Origin of the sequence: Bifidobacterium sp. SO4 (assembly GCF_018555355.1) — a bacterium.
GTDB classification, from domain to species: Bacteria; Actinomycetota; Actinomycetes; order Actinomycetales; family Bifidobacteriaceae; genus Bifidobacterium; species Bifidobacterium miconisargentati.
Window position 1 is genome coordinate 286,099 of record NZ_JAFEJP010000002.1, and the last position, 19,993, is coordinate 306,091.

General features: G+C 64.1%; 13 protein-coding genes. 12 read left to right on the plus strand and 1 reads right to left on the minus strand.

The window, feature by feature from the left end:
* Positions 1-90 precede the first annotated feature (90 nt).
* From JS536_RS02675 to JS536_RS02700, 6 genes are all read left to right on the plus strand, one after another.
* A complete protein-coding gene (locus tag JS536_RS02675) occupies positions 91-1,014 on the plus strand; it encodes an SDR family NAD(P)-dependent oxidoreductase (protein ID WP_214355647.1) in 924 nt (307 codons plus the stop codon).
* Complete coding sequence (locus tag JS536_RS02680) at positions 1,011-2,306, plus strand: OFA family MFS transporter (RefSeq protein ID WP_214355648.1); 1,296 nt, start codon at positions 1,011-1,013, stop codon at positions 2,304-2,306. The genes JS536_RS02675 and JS536_RS02680 overlap by 4 nt, the downstream gene beginning before the upstream one ends.
* A 125-nt stretch (positions 2,307-2,431) precedes the next feature.
* Positions 2,432-3,469 carry a Gfo/Idh/MocA family oxidoreductase gene (locus tag JS536_RS02685; protein WP_214355649.1) on the plus strand — a complete coding sequence of 346 codons (1,038 nt, stop codon included), beginning with the start codon at positions 2,432-2,434 and terminating at the stop codon, positions 3,467-3,469.
* A gap of 125 nt (positions 3,470-3,594) precedes the next feature.
* Positions 3,595-4,230: a TetR/AcrR family transcriptional regulator gene (locus JS536_RS02690; RefSeq protein WP_240544211.1), complete on the plus strand. Its 636-nt coding sequence runs from the start codon at positions 3,595-3,597 to the stop codon at positions 4,228-4,230.
* 299 nt (positions 4,231-4,529) lie between these two features.
* Positions 4,530-5,858 (plus strand): MFS transporter, encoded by a 1,329-nt coding sequence (locus tag JS536_RS02695; protein ID WP_214355651.1) that lies wholly within the window; start codon positions 4,530-4,532, stop codon positions 5,856-5,858.
* A gap of 155 nt (positions 5,859-6,013) precedes the next feature.
* The gene (locus JS536_RS02700; RefSeq protein ID WP_214355652.1) at positions 6,014-8,149 is read left to right on the plus strand and encodes a beta-galactosidase; all 2,136 of its coding nucleotides are present in this window, start codon (positions 6,014-6,016) and stop codon (positions 8,147-8,149) included.
* Between the two features lie 138 nt (positions 8,150-8,287).
* Here the strand turns inward: JS536_RS02700 and JS536_RS02705 are convergent, their stop codons facing one another.
* The gene (locus JS536_RS02705; RefSeq protein WP_214355653.1) at positions 8,288-8,965 is read right to left on the minus strand and encodes a helix-turn-helix domain-containing protein; all 678 of its coding nucleotides are present in this window, start codon (positions 8,963-8,965) and stop codon (positions 8,288-8,290) included.
* A 230-nt stretch (positions 8,966-9,195) separates the two neighbouring features.
* Between JS536_RS02705 and JS536_RS02710 the strand changes: the two genes are divergently transcribed.
* From JS536_RS02710 to JS536_RS02735, 6 genes are all read left to right on the plus strand, one after another.
* A complete protein-coding gene (locus JS536_RS02710) occupies positions 9,196-10,470 on the plus strand; it encodes an MFS transporter (protein ID WP_214355654.1) in 1,275 nt (424 codons plus the stop codon).
* A gap of 5 nt (positions 10,471-10,475) precedes the next feature.
* Positions 10,476-12,035, plus strand: a complete 1,560-nt coding sequence (locus JS536_RS02715) for an alpha-L-arabinofuranosidase C-terminal domain-containing protein (protein WP_214355655.1) — start codon at positions 10,476-10,478, stop codon at positions 12,033-12,035.
* 312 nt (positions 12,036-12,347) lie between these two features.
* Positions 12,348-13,694, plus strand: coding sequence for a glycoside hydrolase family 30 protein (locus JS536_RS02720; RefSeq protein ID WP_214355656.1), 1,347 nt, complete (start codon positions 12,348-12,350; stop codon positions 13,692-13,694).
* A 240-nt stretch (positions 13,695-13,934) separates the two neighbouring features.
* On the plus strand, positions 13,935-16,472 hold the full coding sequence (locus tag JS536_RS02725) for a TIM-barrel domain-containing protein (RefSeq protein ID WP_240544212.1): 2,538 nt from the start codon (positions 13,935-13,937) through the stop codon (positions 16,470-16,472).
* Positions 16,473-16,523: 51 nt separating this feature from the next.
* Positions 16,524-17,168 carry a TetR/AcrR family transcriptional regulator gene (locus JS536_RS02730; RefSeq protein ID WP_214355657.1) on the plus strand — a complete coding sequence of 215 codons (645 nt, stop codon included), beginning with the start codon at positions 16,524-16,526 and terminating at the stop codon, positions 17,166-17,168.
* Positions 17,169-17,300: 132 nt separating this feature from the next.
* Positions 17,301-19,646 (plus strand): glycoside hydrolase family 3 N-terminal domain-containing protein, encoded by a 2,346-nt coding sequence (locus JS536_RS02735; protein WP_240544213.1) that lies wholly within the window; start codon positions 17,301-17,303, stop codon positions 19,644-19,646.
* Positions 19,647-19,993: the final 347 nt, after the last annotated feature.

Sequence of the window (19,993 nt, forward strand, 5' to 3'; positions counted from 1 at the left end):
AAGTGGGTGGGCTGTCGAGCCGGGCGGACCATGGCTGTGAACAACGGCACGCATGGGCGCGCGCCGGACCAAGAAAACAGGAGGTTCGTCATGGTCGACGGGCACAAGGACAACGGTTGGCTGGGCCTGGCCGGCGACGTATGCGTGGTCACCGGCGCGGTGGGCGGCATGGGCACCGCCATCGCCGCGGAACTGGCCCACGCCGGAGCCAGGCTCGCACTGGTGGATATCAGCGAGGAACACACCGCGGCATATGCGGCGCAGCTGGCCGCCGAATACGGCGTCGAGGCGCGCGGCTACGGCTGCGACGTCTCGGATGCGGACGACGTGGAGATCGTCAAGAACAGGATCGTCGCCGAGTTCGGCACGGTGGACGTGCTCGTCAACACGGTCGGCATCCTGCGCTTCGCCCCGCTGGAGGACCTGCCGCTGTCCGACTGGAAGGACGTCATCAACGTGAACCTGACCGGCGCGTTCATCCTCTCCCAAGCATTCGGCAAGGTGATGCTGGAACACCGGGCCGGTCGCATCGTACACATCTCCACCGTGGCCTCCCACTCGCCCGAGACCTTCTCCGGCGCCTACTCGTGCGCCAAGGCCGGACTCGGCATGCTCTCCAAGATGATCGCCGCCGAATGGGGTCCGTTCGGCATCCGCTCCAACTGCGTGTGCCCGTGCTTCGTGAAGACCCCGATGAGCGCCTCCTTCTACGCCGATCCGAAGGTGACCGAGGAACGCGAACGGCTCATCGCCTCCCGCCGCATTGGTGAGGTGCAGGACATCGCCAACGCCGTGGCCTTCCTGGCCTCCAAGCGATCCGACTTCGTCAACGGCGACGAGGTGAGCGTGGACGGCGGCTTCCACCTCATGATGGGCGACCTGACGCCCAAACCGGGTGGCCGCCGCCAGTTTGCTATCAATTCACTCAAACAGCGCGGCCTACTGCCGGAAGGTGGACCGGAAATCAACCCGGACGACGAGCCGGAGACCAGCGCGGAAGGAGCCCGGGCATGAGCGCCAAGCACGAACCGAACCGTTACGGCGTCCTCTCCGCCGCATTCGTGGTCATGTTCTTCGTGGCCTCGATCGCCCTGTTCAGCGTGTTCCTCAACCCGCTGTCCGAACAGCACGGCTGGACCCCGGCCGAAGTGAGCCTGTCCTACTCCATCTTCCAGACCGTCATGGCCGTCACCGGCATCTTCTCCGGCCGCATCTCCGACAAGTTCGGCCCGCGCACGGTGATGCTCGTGGGCGGCTTCGTGTTCGGTTTGGGCTGGTTCCTGACCGGCATGGCGGACAGCCTGCCCATGCTGTACATCTGCCACGGCCTCATCGCCGCCGTGGGCAACGGCCTGGTCTACAACCCGGCCCTCACCACCGCGCAACGCTGGTTCCCGGACATCCGAGGCAAGGCGAGCGGCATCCTGCTGGCCGCCGCCGCGATCGGCCCGGCCACGCTCGCGCCCGTGGCCAACGCACTGTCCAGCGCATTCGGTGTGTCCAATGCGCTGCGGATCCTCGGCGTGACCTTCTGGGTGACGATCACGCTGGGCTCGCTATTCGTGCAGCCCGCGCCCGCCGACTACCGTCCGAAGGGCTGGAACCCGCCCGTTGCCGACAAGCCCGCCGCCGCGACGGCGTCCGGCGCGTCCGGTGCGTCCGCCGTCTCCGATGACGACGGCAGCTTCGACTTCAAGGCCATGCTCGCCTCCCCGCGCTTCTACGTGCTGCTTGCCGTGTATGCGATGGCTGCATCTTCCGGCACGATGCTCGTGGGCGCCGTCTCCTCCATCTCCCAGGAGCACGTGGGTGCGGTGGGCACCATGACCGCCGCCGCGTTCGGTGCGATGGCCGTGTCCATCTCCACCATCTCCAACTTCCTGGGCCGACTGACTTTCGGCGCGCTCTACGACAAGTTCGGCGCGTTCAAGTGCCTGTCCATCATGCTGGTGGTCACGGCGCTGGCCATGGTGGCCATGTCCTTCGCGTACAACGCGGCGTTCTTCGTGGTGTGTGTGATCGTGCTCGGATTCGCGTTCGGCGCCCTGCTGGTCATCTACCCGCCGCTGACCGGCGAGACCTTCGGCACCAAGCACCTCGGCGTCAACTACGGCATCATGTTCCTCGGCTACGCGCTGGGCGCATGGATCGGCCCGAGGCTCGCCACCGGCCTGCATTCCGAGACCTATGGCTATCGCATGGCCTTCTACGCGGCCGCCGGCATCACGCTGCTGGGACTGGTGATCGTGCTGCTGCTCGCCGCCCGCGTCAGGAAGGCCGGAACGATGATGCCGCCGCGCAAGTAACCAATCCCTACCACCTTTACCTTCGGCTCCCTTTGCCAGAGGAACTGTCGCCGAAGGTGACTGAGGGGTAGTTGCGGAGTCGGATTAAGACGAATCGATACAAACAGGCAAAGAAGGAACACATTATGACCGAACAACTTCGACTGGCCGTCATCGGCGCCGGCGCCATGGGCCGCGACCACATCCGCTACATCCAGGACGATCCGGACGCCCGGCTCGTGGCCATCGCCGACCCCGTGCCCGACACCGAACAGGTGGCCAAGAACGCCGGTGTGCCCTGGTTCGCCGACTATAAGGAGATGCTGGACTGCACCGCGCTCGACGGCGTGGTCATCGCCTCGCCGAATCACCTGCACGTGCCGATGGCCCGCGAAACCGTGGCCCGAGGCATCCCCACCTTGGTGGAGAAGCCCATCAGCGACGACCTGGACGACGCACGCGCCTTCGCCGCCGAAGCCCGCGCCTCCGGCGTGCCGGTGCTCGTGGGCCAGCACCGCCGCCACAACCCCAAGGTGCGCCGCGCCAAGGAGATCATCGAATCCGGGGCGCTGGGCCGCATCGTCACCGTGGCCGTGCTGTACAACCTGTACAAGCCGGACACCTACTACGACATCCCGTGGCGCAGGCAGAAGGGCGCCGGCCCGATCCTCGTGAACATGGTGCATGACGTGGATCTCATGCGCTACCTCATCGGTGAGCCGGTGGAGATCCAGGGCATGAGCGCCAACGCCGCACGCGGCTTCGAAGTGGAGGATTCCGCCGTGGCCACCGTGCGCTTCGAGAACGGCACGCTCGGCACCATCACCCTGTCCGACTCCGCGGCCAGCCCGTGGAACTGGGAGTCCACCGCGCGCGAGAACCCGTTCTTCGCGCCGTACGACACGGACGCCTACTACATCATGGGCACCAAGGCCTCGCTGTCGCTGCCGCGACTGCACCTGTTCTCGCACGTGGGCGGCGTGAGCGATTGGACCAAACCGTTCACCTGCGAGGTGCAGGGCGTGCGTGAGGGGCTGCCGCATCGCTTGCAGCTCAGGCACTTCGAGCGTGTGATCCGTGGCGAGGAGGCGCCGCTGGTCACCCCCGAGGACGCGATCAAGACGCTGGAGGTGCTGAACGCCGTCAAGCGCGCGGCCGACGGCGGCGAGCTCGTGCGGCTGTAAACGCCGCGGTCGCCGCGATCGTTCGCGTTAAATAAGGCCTGCTTCTTCTTATATTCAGGGAGAAGCAGGCCTTGTTTATCGTCGTTGATGCAGTATATCGAATGGTTATTCGATATACTGTCCTTATGACAACGACGACAAAGACCAAGCGCGTGCGCAAGAGCCCCGAGGAACGTCGCGCCGAAATCGCGCAGGCGGCGGTTCGCCTGGTGGGGGAGAAGGGCTACTACGGTACGTCGCTCAAGGATGTGGCGGACGCGGTGGGCATGAGCCAGCCGGGCCTGCTGCACTACATCGGCAACAAGGAAGGCCTGTTGTCGATGCTCATCACCGACAACTACGACGTCTACGGCACCCCGGACGATTTCATGGCCTCGGGCCTGCCCGGCAGCGACCCCGACCGACTGCTGTTCCCCGCCTACCTGCGCTATCTGGTGCGCTACAACGCGCAGCGCCGCGAGCTGGTGCGGCTGTACATGAGCCTCGAGGCCGAGGCGTTCAGCCCCGAACACCCGCTCTACGACTACTTCGAGAACCGCCCGGCCGCGGTATGGGACCACTATTGCCGCTACCCGTGGGTAATCCCGCCGGAGATGGGCTCGTGGGAGAACTCGATGGGGCTCGTGGTGCGCATGTGCATCGAGGCGATGGACGGCGCGCAGCTGCGCTGGATGCGCCAGCCCCCGGTGGATCTGTACGACGAATGGCTGGCGTTCGAGCGAGTCATCTTCCCCTCGCCGTTGTGGGACAACTACCGCTGACGCCGTCGATGATCGCCGGTGGTGCGATGGCGGGGTGCCGGTGGCGCTATGGTGCTGGCGTGCGGCGTCGGTATTGGGTGCGATTCGACAACCACTTGCAGAATCGTTGATAGTTACCAACCTTCCCGCGTGTCGCGATGACAGCAAAAGTGTTGGAAAATCAACGTTTTCTGTTATCTAATAGGCACTCAGTAATGATTTGACAAACCTGCGGCGACGGCGCTATTCTTCTAGGTATCTAACGGGTGTTAGATACCTGTCAAAGCAGACACAGAAGAATAGGAAACACGAGGTCAAGGATGAGTGCTTCAACCGCAATCCCCGCAGACGAGCGTCTGGCGGCCTTCAATGCGAACATCGCCGCGGCGGACAAGGATCCGTCGCTGTCCCCCGAAACCGGCAAGCAGATGGACAAGGTCACGCTGATCCGCTTCGGCGCCGGCTTCCTGGTCTTCGGCCTGCTGTGGATGAGCGGCCTGGCCATCGTCTCCGCCGTGCTGCTCACCAAGCACCTCCAGTCCATCTTCGGCCCGGACGTCGAAGGCCTGACCGGTGTGATCAACGCCTGCACCGCCGTGGCCTCCCTGGTCTCCAACCTGCTGTTCGGCACCCTGTCCGACCGCTCCCGCTCCAAGTGGGGCCGCCGCACCCCGTTCATCGTGCTCGGCGCCATCCTTGGCGGCGTCACCCTGTTCCTGACCGGCATGGTCACGAACCCGGTGGCCATCACCATCATCTACTGCCTGTGCATGTTCGGCCTGAACGCCATGATCGCCCCGCTGGTGGCCATGATCTCCGACCGTATCCCGATGAACGTGCGCGGCACCATGTCCGCCTTCTTCGGCGCCGGCCAGACCTGCGGCGCCCCGATCGGCACCCTCATTGGCTCCGCCTTCATCCTCAAGCCGTTCCCGGGCTTCATCCTCGCCGGCGTGCTCATGTTCCTCGGCGGCATCGTGGCCGTGATCATCGTGCCGAAGGAATCCTCCGCCGACTTCCTGCCCAAGGACGAGGGCAAGGCCTCCGACGTGCTGCGCAGCTTCATCCCGCCGAAGTTCTCCACCGCCCATGACTTCTACAAGGCGTTCGCCGGCCGTATCTGCATGCTGCTGAGCTACCAGATGATCACCGTCTACCAGCTGCTCATCTTCCAGAAGTACATCGGCCTGGACGACACCGCCGCAGGCGCCGCCATGGCCACCATGTCCGTGATTACCATGGTCGTCTCCCTCGGCGGCTCCGTGGTCGCCGGCCCGATCTCCGACCTCATCGGCCGCCGCAAGATCCCGGTCGTCGCAGCCTCTGTGCTGTTCGCCATCGGCATGGCCATGCCGTGGATCATGCCGACCACCCTGGGCATGTTCCTGTACGCCGGCATCGCCGGCCTCGGCTACGGCGTCTACTCCTCCGTGGATCAGGCCCTGAACGTGGACGTGCTGCCCAACAAGGAGGAGGCCGGCAAGGACCTCGGCGTCCTGAACCTCGCCACCACCCTCGGCCAGATGCTCGGCCCGGTGCTCATGTCCGTGATCACCATGACCCTCGGCTACGCCGCCGCCTTCCCGATCTCCATCGTGTTCGCGCTGCTCGGCTGCGTGTTCATCATGATGATCAAGGGCGTCAAGTAAGCCTCCGCGCGATAATCGCGAAACCCCACGGCCGCGGCCGGTCCCCTCGAATCACCCCGGTGGACCGGCCGTTGCCGTATCCGGAATCAATCGCCTCATCAATCGACCAATCGAACCAATACGAAACATGACGACACAGGGAGAGTGACCTGACCATGAGCAAGCACAGCGTGGACCGCATCCTGTTCGGTGCAGCCTACTACGACGAATACATGCCTGCGGGCGAGGACCGCATCGAAACCGACATGAAGATGATGGACGCGGCCGGCATCAACGTGATCCGCATCGCCGAATCGACCTGGAGCACCTGCGAGCCGCAACCGGGCGTCTTCGACTTCAGCCACGTGGACCGCGCGCTGGACGCCGCGCAGCGCCACGGCATCAGCGTCATCGTGGGCACGCCCACCTACGCCGTGCCCGCCTGGCTCGTGCGCATGCACCCGGACGTGCTCGCCGTGACCCCGAACGGTCCCGGCAAGTATGGCCCGCGCCAGATCATGGACATCGTCAACCCCGCTTACCGCTACTACGGTGAGCGCGTGATCCGCGAGCTCATCAGGCACGTGGCGAACCACCCGGCCGTCATCGGCTATCAGGTGGACAACGAGACCAAGTACTACGATTCCGTGAGCCCGGACATGCAGGCGCTGTTCGTCAAGTACCTGCGCGGCAAGTTCAACGACGACCTCGACCAGCTCAACGCCCACTTCGGCCTCGACTACTGGTCCAACCGCGTGGACGCCTGGGAGGACTTCCCGGACGTGACCAACACCATCAACCAGTCGCTGCGCGGCGAATTCGACCGCTTCCGCCGCGCCCAAGTGGCCGAATTCCTCGCCTGGCAGGCGGACATCGTGCGTGAGTACGCCCGAGACGACCAGTTCGTCACCCAGAACTTCGACTTCGAATGGCGCGGCTACTCCTACGGCGTGCAGCCGGCCGTCGACCACTTCAAGGCCTCGGCCGCCGTGGACATCACCGGCGTGGACATCTACCACCCCACCGAGGACGAGCTGACCGGCACCGAGATCGCGTTCGGCGGTGACATGACCCGCTCCACCAAGAACGGCGCCAACTACCTGGTGCTCGAAACCGAGGCGCAGGGCCAGCACGGTTGGGTGCCGTTCCCCGGCCAGCTGCGCCTGCAGGCCTACTCGCACCTGGCCTCCGGCGCGGACATGGTGGAGTACTGGCACTGGCACTCCATCCACAACTCCTTCGAGACCTACTGGAAGGGCCTCCTGAGCCACGACATGGAGCCGAACCCCACCTACGAGGAGGCCGGCGTGTTCGGCCGCGAGGTGGCCGACCCGGCCGTGGGCGAGCGCCTGATCCACCTGAAGAAGAGCAACAAGGTGGCCATCATGGTCTCCAACGAGGCCCTGTCCGCGCTCGAATGGTTCCGCGTGGAGACCGGCTTCCCGGACGGTACGGGCGTCAACTACAACGACATCGTGCGTCGCGTGTACGACGCGCTCTTCCAGCTCAACGTGGAATGCGACTTCTTGCCCGTGGACGCGCCCACCGAGCGCCTCGCCCAGTACGCCATGATCGTCACCCCGGCGCTCTACTGCACGCCGGAGGAGACCATCGCACGCCTGCGCGGCTTCGTGGCCGGCGGCGGACACCTGGTCTCCACGATGCGTTCGTTCGTCACGGACGACGAGGTGACCGTCTGGCACGACCGTGCGCCGCACGGACTCACGGACGTGTTCGGCCTGACCTACAACCAGTTCACCCGTCCGAAGGGCCGCGTGCCGGTGGTCTTCGCGGACGACGCCGCGCTCGCCGGTACACCCGAGGCCCCGGCCGAGGCGCTCATCGAGCTGCTCAAGGCGGATACGGCCGCCGGCACCGAAGTGCTTGCCCGCTACGGCCACTACGCCTGGGAGTCCTACGCGGCCGTGACCCGTCATGGATTCGGCAAGGGCAGCGCCGAATGGATCGGCACCCTGCTCGACGCCGATACCATGAAGGCCGTGATGCGCGAGGCCGTGGCCCACGCCGGCATCGAACCGGCTGGATTGGCGCTCGCGGGCAAGATCGTGGTGCGTCAGGGCGTGAACCAGGCCGGCGAAACCGTGACCTACCTGCTCAACTACTCGGCCGATGCGGTCTCGTTCGCCAGCCCCGTGGCCGGTTCCGTGGTCGTGGCCCCGCAGGTCGTGGGCGCCGACGGCCTGATCGACGAGGCCGTGTCCGCATCGCTCGCCGTGCGCCCCGGCATGCCGGTCGCTGTCGGCGACGAGCTGACGATTCCGCGCTGGAACCTCGCCGTCATCGCCGGCTGAGCGACCCGATAACTGAGCAAGCCCGTGATGCGATGGTGGGGAGTATAGTGCCCTGTCATCGCATCACGGGCTTTTGCATGCGGCGAAGCGGATATGTTACCGGTCGTATTATGCGCTGGAAGCTGAAATCGGTCAGACTCAGCGGTACCCATCCCAGATAGGGGAGGGGAATAGGATTCGCTCGGCACGGGCCCAGAGTTCGACCATGGATTCGTTCGGGTTGGTCATGGACTGCACCTGCACGCCATCCATGGCGAAGAACACGGTGACGATGAGGTCATGCAGCATTTCCGGCGTGCGATATTGCTCGGGCAGGTTCCAGTCGACCGCCATCATCATCTTCAAAATCGTGGCATGACGGTCGCGATAGAAGTCGTGCGCCGGATGCTGCGGGTCGGATGCTTCCACCGCCAATTGCATGAACAGCGCCACCATTTGCGGACGTTCGGCATTGCTGGCCACCAGTTCGCGCAGGTACGTCGGCATGCTGATGGATTTGGAGTGTGTGGGACCACTGTCGGCTCCGTCATCGGCATTGGTGATGGATGCATCTTCGGCTTTTGGTATCGGCGCGTAAGAGCCGGTTTGCGCATCGTAGAAAGTTTTGATGACAAGAGCGAGCACTTCCTCGCGGCTGGCTACGTAATGGTTCAATCCCGGTACACTCATGCCGACGGCATCAGCCAAAAGCTGCATGGGGAACCCGTATGAGCCGTATTGCACGATAAGTCTGACCGCCGCTTGGGCGATTTGCTCGCGGCGCTGTTGTGGAGTCAGCCTGATTCGTCTGCGAAGAGGATTGGTGCTCGAAGCCATGTGGTACGTATTCCCTTCTGTTGCCTTCCTGAGGGTACCACCGCCGATTGCCTGCCGGCGGCTATCGATACATAAGCGCATGTTTTGCGACACGCCGGAACTATCTCTTATCTTAAAGATATAAGATAGTGGGCGTGGCAAGCCTAAGCGGCATGCCGATAAACCAATCGCCCCGCGCCAATGAAGGTCGGTCGGGATTGGGTAAGAACCAATGATTGCAAGGAGATTCCATGTCTCAGGAAAGCACTGTGGCTGCTGTTCAGCCCGCTCAGGCCTCCGGTTCACTGTCCAAAATGGATAAGACCCGCTTCTGCATAGCCTTCTTCATCTTCTCATTCTGCTGGATGCTGGCCCTCCAGGTTGTGGCCGCCGTGTTGCTGCCGCAGCGCCTGTCCATCATCGCTCCGGACTCCAAGGACGCGATCTTCGGCGTGCTGAACTCCGCTACCGCACTCGCATCCCTGATTTCCAACCTGGTGGTTGGCAATATGTCCGACCGCACCCGCTCCATCTTCGGTCGCCGTACCCCGTGGATCGCGGCCGGCGGCATTCTTGCCGGTGTGACGCTGTTCCTCATCGGCTTCCTGCCGGACGGTGTGAGCATCGGCGTAAGCTACTGCCTGGCCATGGTGGGCCTCAACATGATGATCGCCCCGGTAGTCGCCTCACTGTCCGACCGTGTGCCGGAAGGCCTGCGCGGCACCATGTCTGCCTTCATCTCCGCCGGTACATTGTTCGGCTCCGCCCTGGGCCAGATCGTCGGCGCCCAGTTCATCACCATGATGATGCCCGGCTTTGTGGTCTCCGGCGTTGTGATGGCACTGTCCGGCATTCTGACCGTCATTTTCTGGCCGCGTGAAGCCTCCAGCAAGGATATGCCCAAGCAGAAGGCCGATTTCAAGAGCATCCTCGTAAGCTTCAAGCCCCCGGTCAAGGGTGCCCGTGACTTCTGGCTGGCGTTCGTGGGCCGTTCCCTGCTGCTGTTCAGCTACTACATGATCCTCAACTACCAGCTCTATATTCTGCAGGATTTCATCGGCCTTGATGACAAGTCCGCCGGCTCCACCTTGTCCATCATGAGCCTGGTACTGATGGTCGTCTCCCTGGTCTCCGCCCTTTCCGCGGGTCCCATCTCCGATAAGATCGGTCGCCGCAAGGTTCCGGTCGTCGCAGCCAGCCTGCTGCTCGCCGTGGGTTACGCCATGCCATGGTTGCTGCACAACGCCATGGGCATGATTCTCTTCTCCGCCATCGGCGGCTTCGGCTACGGCATGTACGGCTCCGTCGACCAGGCCCTGAACGTGGACGTGCTGCCGAATGAGGAGGAAGCCGGCAAGGATCTGGGTATTCTGAACATCGCCACCACCCTGGGGCAGATGGTCGGCCCGATTGTAACCTCCTCGATCGTGGTGGCCACCAAGTCCTATGCGCTGGTGTTCCCGACCGCCATCGCGCTCGCGGTGGTAGGCTGCGTGTTCATCATGCTGATCAAGAAGGTGAAGTAATACTCATGACCGTTACCATCAATCCGAATCAGGAAATCGGTAGCATCGATCCCAAGTTGCACGGTCAGTTCATTGAATTCCTCGGCGAATGCATCGATGGAGGCCTGTGGGTGGGGGAGGGCTCCGCCATCGAGAACGAGCACGGCTACCGTAAAGCCACGCTTGACGCCCTGCGCGCGTTGAAGCCGCCGGTAATTCGCTGGCCCGGCGGTTGCTATGCCGACACCTACCACTGGCGCGACGGCATCGGCCCGCGCGAACACCGCACAACCACGTTCAACGAGAACTTCGCCACCTACGAGCTGGACGACCATGCATTCGGCACCGACGAATTCCTGCGCCTGTGCGAGCTGATCGGTGCCGAACCGTGGATCAACATCAATATGCTGTCCGGCACCGTGGCCGAGATGAAGGATTGGATGGAGTACTGCAACCGCGAGCAGCCCACCGACCTGGCCCGTGAACGCGCCGCTAATGGTCACGAAGCCCCCTATGGCGTCAAATACTGGGGCATCGGCAACGAAGTCTGGGCAGGCGGTGGCATGATGACCCCGTCCACTTACCTCGATGAATACCGACGCTTCGCCTCCGCCATGCCTTCATTCACCACGGACGTGTTCGCTCCCTCGCCGATGTATGCTATCGCCTGCGGGCCCGACGGTAATAAACCGCGCGAACGAGTCAAATGGACTCAGGACTTCTTCCGCGGCCTTGCCGAATATCGTCAGCCGCATATCAATGGTTACGATTTGCATTTCTACAACTGGAATGTGGAGAACGACGCGGATACGCCCACCGAGTTCGACGAAGCCGGCTGGAACAAGGTGATCGCCGGATGCCTGGAACTTGAGGATATTCTGCAAGACCAATGGCGTCTCATCAACGACGGACTTGCGCTGATCGACGAGCCGGAAGTAGCGATGGACACCAAGCTGACGCATGTGGATCTCATCATCGGCGAATGGGGCAACTGGCACAAGACTGCGTTCTACGCGCGTCCGGCGCTGAAGCAGCAGGTGACTATGCGCGATGCCGTCACCACCGCGCTTACCCTTGATCTGCTGCAGCGCAACTGCGACAAGGTCTCCATGGCCTGCAATGCGCAGACCATTAATGTGCTCAATTCGCTGATTCTCACCGATGGTGATGCCACCATCCTCACGCCGAACTACGACGTGTTCATGATGTACCAGCGGCATCGTGGCGCGGTGGCGCTTGATGTGCCGCGAGCTGATGCCGATGATAAGGATGTGTATGTGTTCGCATCCAAGTCGGCGGACGGTGGCGAACTGCTGATCAACCTGACCAATGCGCATATGAACGATGCGGCTGCAATCACCTTGGTGTTGCCAGCCGGTGCGCGCGTGGAGCAGATGCGCGAGCTCGCGTCCTCCGACCCGCATGATTGCAACACCGTTGATCAGCCGGACCTGATTCGCGCGCATGATGTCGACATCGATGAGCGTGTTGCGGTTCACGCTGGCGGTGCATCTGGTTCGACCGGCGAAATCACAGTTCGCTTGGCTGCTGCATCCGTCAATACCTTGCGTGTGGCTCTTGCGTGACATATTGCCGCAGTCGGTTGCCTGAGTAAGCAGCATGGATGGCCTCCCTTTTCTTAGGGAGGCCATCTGCATAGATGCAGGTATGTGACACAGATGGTTATCCGTTAACTACTGATATATAGATAGCTATAGTCCCATTGCTAGAAAAGATGTAGACACGCCGATATTTCCCTTGCTTTGATTGCGCTATACTTTATCTAGTAGCTGTTAGATAAAGAAGTCGACTGACAGCGAAAAAGCATAACTCAACGAAGAGCCGCGCATCCCGCCCGCGGGATCGCGCAACCATCACCGAAAGAAAGGAAATCCATCATGACCACATGGATCGCCACCACCCCGGACGCCAAGCTTGTTGACCGTTCGGCCGAAGTCGCCGCCACCGGCGCCACCGCGGCCCCGGACCTGGCCCTCGACGGTAATGAATACCAGGCGCTGCGCGGTTTCGGCGGCTGCTTCAACGAACTCGGCTGGCTGCCGCTGCAGACCGTCACCGAGGCCGAACGCGACCAGATCATCAAGGAGCTGTTCGACCCCGAGGAGATGAACTTCACGTTCAACCGTGCCCCCGTGGCCGCCAACGACTTCGCCGACCACTGGTACAGCTACGACGAGGTCGAAGGCGACTACGACATGGAGCACTTCTCCGTCGAACGAGACGAGGAGACCCTGATCCCGTACATCCACCGCGCCCAGGAGTGGCAGCCGGACATGCGCCTGTTCTCCAGCCCGTGGTCCCCGCCGACCTGGATGAAGCGCCCGAAGGCCTACAACTACGGCCGTCTCATCCAGACCCCCGAGAACCTCAAGGCCTACGCCAAGTACCTGGTCAAGTACGTTCAGGCCTACGCCGAGCACGGCATCACCGTGAACCAGCTGCACGTGCAGAACGAGGTGTTCGCCGACCAGAAGTTCCCGAGCGCCCTGTGGGACGCCGAAGCCCTGAAGGTCTTCATCCGTGACTACCTGGGCCCCTCCTTCGACGAGGCTGGCCTCGACACCGACATCTGGCTTGGCACCCTCAACGGCCCGGAGGACATGAAGTGGACCGGCGGCGGCTACGGCATGGCCCTCAACAACTACAACCGCTTCGTGGACAACATCCTCTTCGACGACGGCGCCCGCCACTACATCAAGGGCATCGCCTACCAGTGGGCCGGCCAGAACTGCATCGCCCGCACCCACGAATCGTGGCCGGAGATCGAGCTCATCCAGTCCGAATCCGAGTGCGGCGACGGCCAGAACACCTGGGAGTACGCGGAGTACGTGTTCCACCTCATCAACCACTACTTCCGCAACGGCGCCACCGCCTACACCTACTGGAACATGATCCTGGACGACCAGGATTCCACCTGGGGCTGGTGGCAGAACTCCCTGTTCACCATCACCGCCGACACGCACGAGGTGCGCCGCAACCCCGAATACTACGTGATGCGCCACTTCTCCAAGTACGTACGTCCGGGCGCGGTGCTGCTCGGCACCACCGGCCACTTCAACTCCATGGCCATCGCCTTCCGCAACCCGGACGGCACCATCGTGGTCGTGGCCCAGAACGCCCTCGAGACCGAGCGCCCGTTCGAGTTCGCCGACCCGTCCGACGCCTCCCGCGGCCTCAAGGTCACGCTCGCCCCGCGCTCCTTCAACACCTTCGTGCTCGACTGAGCAATCCTGTGATCAACTGACGCCGATTGGGTGACCGGCATCGACTGATTGCGTTGTGATCGGCTCCCCTCCCATCATCGGGAGGGGAGCCTTTTGCGTTGAGAAGCCCTTTATGCCGCGGTGCAGAGGGTGTCGCCGGGCTTGACGGAGGCGAGGGACGCCCTTGCCCGGTGAGTTGGGCGGTCGCTGATGATATCGTTGTCATGAACAGCAGGCAGCACCCACGCAAAGGAGCACGGCATGACCTTCCCGAAACTGAAGACCAACCCCGGCATGAACCCGGAGTCGGTGATCCAGGGCGACCGCTGGCGCATCGGCATCCTCACCGAATCGCTCATCCGCCTCGAATGGCAGGAAAGCGGCGTGTTCGAGGACCATGCCACGCAGATGGTCGTGGACCGCGACTTCGCCGGCGACACCCCGCACTTCACCCAGACCGTCCGTGACGGCCTGCTCATCGTGGACACCCCGGCCCTGCGCCTGACCTACGACATGCAGCCCTTCAGCAAGGAAGGCCTGAGCATCGTGGTCAAGGGCGTGTCCAATTCCCAGATGAACACCTGGCATTACGGCGACGTGCAGCGTGGCAATCTCAGGGGCACCGCCCGCACGCTGGACGAGGTGAACGGCGAGACGGAACTGGGCCTCGGCGTGATCTCCCACGACGGCTGGGCCGTCATCGACGACTCCGTCTCGAACGCCATCGTGGACGGCACCGAAGCCGCCGAGGTCAGGGGCGAGGCCAACCCGTTCGGCACCTGGGTCGTCCCGCGTGACAACGATGGCACGGACCTCTACTTCTTCGGCTACGGCCACCGCTTCATCGAGGCCGTGCAGGACTTCTACCGCCTCACCGGCCCGACCCCGCTGCTGCCGCGCTTCGCCCTGGGCAACTGGTGGAGCCGCTACCACCGCTACACCGAAGACGAATACCTGAAGCTCGTGGACCGCTTCGAGCAGGAAGGTCTGCCGTTCACCACCGCCGTCATCGACATGGACTGGCACCTCGTGGACGACGTGGATCCCAAATACGGCTCCGGCTGGACCGGATACACGTGGAACCGCAAGTTCTTCCCTGACCCCGAACGCTTCCAGCGCATCCTGCACGAGCACGGCCTCAAAACCACGCTCAACGTCCATCCGCGAGACGGCATCCGCGCCTTCGAGGATGGCTACGATGCGGTGGCCGAGGTCATGGGCATCGACCCGAAGAGCGGCGAGCCGGTGGAATTCGATCTGACCAGCCCTCGTTTCATGGACGCCTACTTCTGCCTCCACCATGACCTCGAGGCCATGGGCACCGACTTCTGGTGGCTCGACTGGCAGCAGGGCGGCGTGACCCGGCAGAAGGGCCTCGACCCGCTGTGGATGCTCAACCACATGCACTACCTCGACTCCGGCCGCGAGGGGCGCTGGCCGCTCACCTTCTCCCGCTACGCCGGCCCCGGCTCGCACCGCTACCCGGTCGGCTTCTCCGGAGATACCGTGGTCACGTGGGAATCGCTGAAATTCCAGCCCTACTTCACCTCCACCGCCTCCAACATCGGCTACGGCTGGTGGAGTCATGACATCGGCGGCCACATGTTCGGCTACCGTGACGAGGAGCTGGAGGCCCGCTGGTACCAGCTCGGCACGTTCAGCCCGATCAACCGTCTGCATTCCACCGATTCGCCGTTCAACGGCAAGGAGCCGTGGAACTTCCACGCCGAGACGCGCGCCGCCATGGACAAGGCGCTGCGACTGCGCCACATGCTCCTGCCGTACCTGTACGCCATGAACTGGCGCGCCGCCACCGAAGGCCGACCGCTGGTCGAGCCGATGTACTGGCAGTCGCCGGAGAATGCGAACGCCTACGGCGTGGAGCAGGAGTTCCGCTTCGGCACCGAACTCGTCGTGGCCCCGATCGTGACCCCCGCCGACCGTGACGTGCAGCTGGCCAAGGCCGACGTCTGGCTGCCGCAGGGCACCTGGTTCGACTTCTTCACCGGACGCCGCTACGAATCCCGCCCGGCCGCGGGCCGCAAGTTCGAGGTGTGGCGCGGGCTCGACGGCATGCCCGTGTTCGCCAAGGCCGGCGGCATCGTACCGCTGCAGGTGCTGGATGGGCTCAACGGCCGCGAGAACTCCGTGGACAACCCCGCACACCTCGACGTGCTCGTCTTCCCTGGCGCCTCCGGCACGTTCGCATTGAAGGAGGACGAAGGCACCAACCAGGCCCGTCCGGACGAATCGGCCCTGGCCGTCACGGCCATGAACCTCGCGTGGGGCAGGGGAGCGGCCGGCGAAGGTGGGTCCGGCGAATCTCGATTTGTCATCGCGCCGGCTGACGGCAACCGTACGGCCGTGCCCGAGCGTCGCACTTGGACCGTCACCTTCCGTGGTGTGGCCCCGGCTGATCTGGCCGTTGCCGGACCGACCGTCACGGTGAACGGCGAGCCGGTCGAGGCGCAGGTCTCGTACGATGCGGACACGCTGAGCCTCACGGTGACGGTGCCCGACGTACCGGTCGCCGCGGAACTCGCGATCGCCGCGAACCTTGTCATCGCCGACGATCCGGCCGTCGAGGACGCCTTCCGCGTGCTGTACGACGCGCAGATCGACTACCTCACCAAGGAGCGGGCCTACGGCCTCATCCGCGAGAGCGGGGCCGGGGCGTTGGGCGCGCTGCATACGTTGGAAAGCACAGCCAGCGACCACCCGCGCCACGACTTCGACGACTCGCACATGCCGTCCGCGGTGATCCAGGCCGTGGCCGAACCGCTGCTGCGCGCGATGTAGGTGCCTTTCCGCCTCCTCTTTTTGGGAGGGGGCGGGATACACTGGGCAGCTATGTCCACACAATCCACACAGCAGGCGACGCCCAAACGCATCCGCAAATCCCCCGAGGAACGCAAGCGCGAGATCCTCGACGCGGCGGTGCGACTCATTTCCGAGCGGGGATACAACGGCATCTCCGTGCAGGACGTGGCGGATGCGGTGGGCGTCACCAAGCAGGGCGTGCTGCGGTACATCGGCAGCAAGGACAACCTGCTCGCCATGGTGTATCTCGAAAACTACAACGCCACCGGCAACGTGGAGGACTTCCGGGCCTCGGGCGAACCGGGCTCCGAGGAAGGCAACCTGCGTCTTCCCGCCTACCTGCGGTTCCTGGTACGGCACAACTCCCGCCGCCGCATGCTGGTGCAGCTGTTCTCCATCCTGCAGGTCGAGTCGTTCAACCCCGATCATCCGCTGCACGACGAGTTCGCCACCCGACAGGAATCGGTCTGGCGGTACTACTCCGGCTTCGACTGGCGCATCCCGGCCACGTTCGATTCGTTCGACGACGTCCGGCCCACCGTGCGCAAGGCCCTGGAGATCATGGACGGTGTGCAGCTGCGATGGCTGCGCGAGCCCGCCATCGATTTGAACGAGGAATGGGCCGAGCTGGAGCCGATGATCTTCCCTTCGCCCTTGTGGGACGGGTATCGCTGATCCGATAACACGCGCCATGTGTTGTGCGGGCGTTGCGTCCGCATGGCGTGTCCATCAGTGCGGTCGTGCTAAACTACCAATCGGTAGTTAAAGAACATGTTGTTCGATTTCATCGAAGAAAGCGAAAGCACAATGGCCGATACCGCAGCAACCCTGCCCTACAAGAATCCCGACCTGCCCGCCTCCGAGCGCATCGCCGACCTGCTCTCCCGCATGACCCTCGAGGAGAAGGTCGGCCAGATGATGCAGCTGGACGCCCGCAGCGGCGACCTTGACGACCTCATCGTCAACAAGCACGTCGGCTCCATCCTGCATACCAGCCCGGAGGACCTGCCCCGCGCCGTCAAGACCGTCAACGAGAAGACGCGCCTCGGCATCCCGCTGGTCATCGGCGACGACTGCATCCACGGCTACTCCTTCTGGCCCGGCGCCACGATCTTCCCCTCGCAGCTCGGCATGGCGCTGAGCTGGGATCCGGCCGCGGTCGAGGCCGCCGGCCGCGCCACCGCCGAGGAGGTCTCCTGCACCGGCGTGCACTGGACCTTCTCCCCGGTGCTGTGCATCGCCCGCGACACCCGCTGGGGCCGCGTGGACGAGACCTTCGGCGAGGACCCGACGCTGATCGGCGAGCTCGCCTCCGCCATGGTCAAGGGCTACCAGGGCGGTGCCAAGGCCGGCGAGGAACTGCCGAAGAACGCCATCCTGGCCTGCGCCAAGCACTTCGCCGGCTACTCCGAGACCCAGGGCGGCCGCGACGCCTCCGAGGCCGACCTGTCCCACCGCAAGCTCGAATCCTGGTTCCTGCCGCCGTTCGAGCGCGTGGCTAAGGAAGGCTGCGGCACGTTCATGCTCGGTTACGAATCCATCGACGGCGTGCCGGTCACCTTCAACAAGTGGCTCCTGACCGACAAGCTGCGCGGCGCCTGGAAGTACCAGGGCACCCTCATCACCGACTGGGACAACGTGGGGCGTTCCGTGTGGGAGCAGAAGGTCAAGCCCGACTACGTGCACGCCGCCGCCGACGCCGTCAAGGCCGGCAACGACCTGGTCATGACCACCCCGCAGTTCTACGAGGGCGCCATCGAGGCCGTGAAGACCGGCCTGCTGGACGAGTCCCTGATCGACGAGGCCGTCGCCCGCATCCTGGCCCTGAAGTTCCGTCTCGGCCTGTTCGAGGAGCCGCGCCTGCCGGACGCCGAGCGCATCAAGACCGTCATCGGCTCCGACGCCCACCAGCAGGTCAACCTGGAGCTCGCCCGCGAGGCCGTGGCCCTGCTGCGCAACGACGGCAACCTGCCGTTCGCCGCCGGCTCTGCCAAGCGCATCGCCGTGGTCGGCCCGCTCGCCGACGACGCCCAGAACCAGCTCGGCGACTGGACCGGCAACTCCGGCCAGGTCTCCTGGATGCCGGACGGCCAGCCGCGCGAGATGATCACCACCGTGCTCGACGGCATCCGCGAGCTCGCCGGCGAAGACACCGAAGTCGTGTACTCCCGCGGCGCGAACGTCGTGGATCTCGTGATCGACCCGGCCGGCGAGTTCTACCCGGACGGCCAGCCCCGCCCGAAGATCGGCATCTCCGCCGCCGTGGATCAGGCCATGCTCGACGAGGCCGTGTCCAACGCGCGTCAGTCCGACCTGATCGTGGCTGTGGTGGGCGATACCGTCCAGCTCACCGGCGAGACCTGCTCCACTGCCACCCTCGAACTGCTCGGCGGCCAGAACGCGCTGCTCGACGCGCTCGCCGCCGTCTCCCGCGAGACCGGCAAGCCGCTGGTCACCGTGCTCGTGAGCTCCAAGCCGCAGATCCTGCCCGCCTCCATCGTGGGCGAGGCCGGCGTGTTCGCCAAGCGCGTGAGCAACCCGGCCACCGGCACCGGCTCCATCCTGTGGGCCGCGAACCCCGGCATGAAGGGCGGCCGGGCCATCGCCGAGGTTATCTTCGGCCTGACCAACCCGTCCGGCCGTCTGCCCGTGACCTTCCCGCGCCACGCGGGCCAGCTGCCGGTCTACTACAACCAGGTGCGCGGTCAGCACGGTGACCGTTACGCCGATCTCACGCAGGATCCGGCGTTCGCGTTCGGCGAGGGCCTGAGCTACACCACGTTCGAGTACGGCGAGCCCGTCGTCACCGGCGGCGCCTCGAATGCGGACGGCACCTTCGCCGAGGGCGACACCGTGCACGCCTCCATCACCCTGACCAACACGGGCGACCGCGCCGGCGTCGAGGTCGTGCAGGCCTACATCGGCGACATCGTGACCTCCTACAGCTGGACCGACCGCGAACTCAAGGCCTTCCAGCGCGTGGCTCTGGAGCCCGGCGAGACCAAGACCGTGACGTTCGACATCCCGGTGGCCGACTGCACCATCGTGGACCCGGACGCCAACCGCATCGTGGAACCCGGCGAATTCGAGCTGCTCATCGGCCACTCCTCCCGCCGCGAGGAGCTCAAGCGCACCACGTTCACCGTGGCGTGATGTGCTGATTGGCTGATGGCTCGGGCTCATTGATGCATGAGTGGGGTTGGAAGGGCAGGTAATGCCTTTCCAACCCCATTTGCTTGTTGGCTGGCGGGGCAGACCTGGCGGTTTGTGCCTGTTTTGCTTCGCTGAGTGGGTTGTAGGCGGGGCGGCTCGGGTATGTGTGGTCCTGAAAACGCCGCTGAGTGATGTCAGTGGGGCAGCTCAGGTATGTTTGTGCCTGTTTTGCCTCGTCGAGTGGGGCGTAAGCGGTGCAATTCGGTTAGTTGCCACCTGTGCGACCCTTTTGGCGATGCGCCGACATGCTGCATGGCCGATATGTGATATGTGTTGTCTGGTATGTC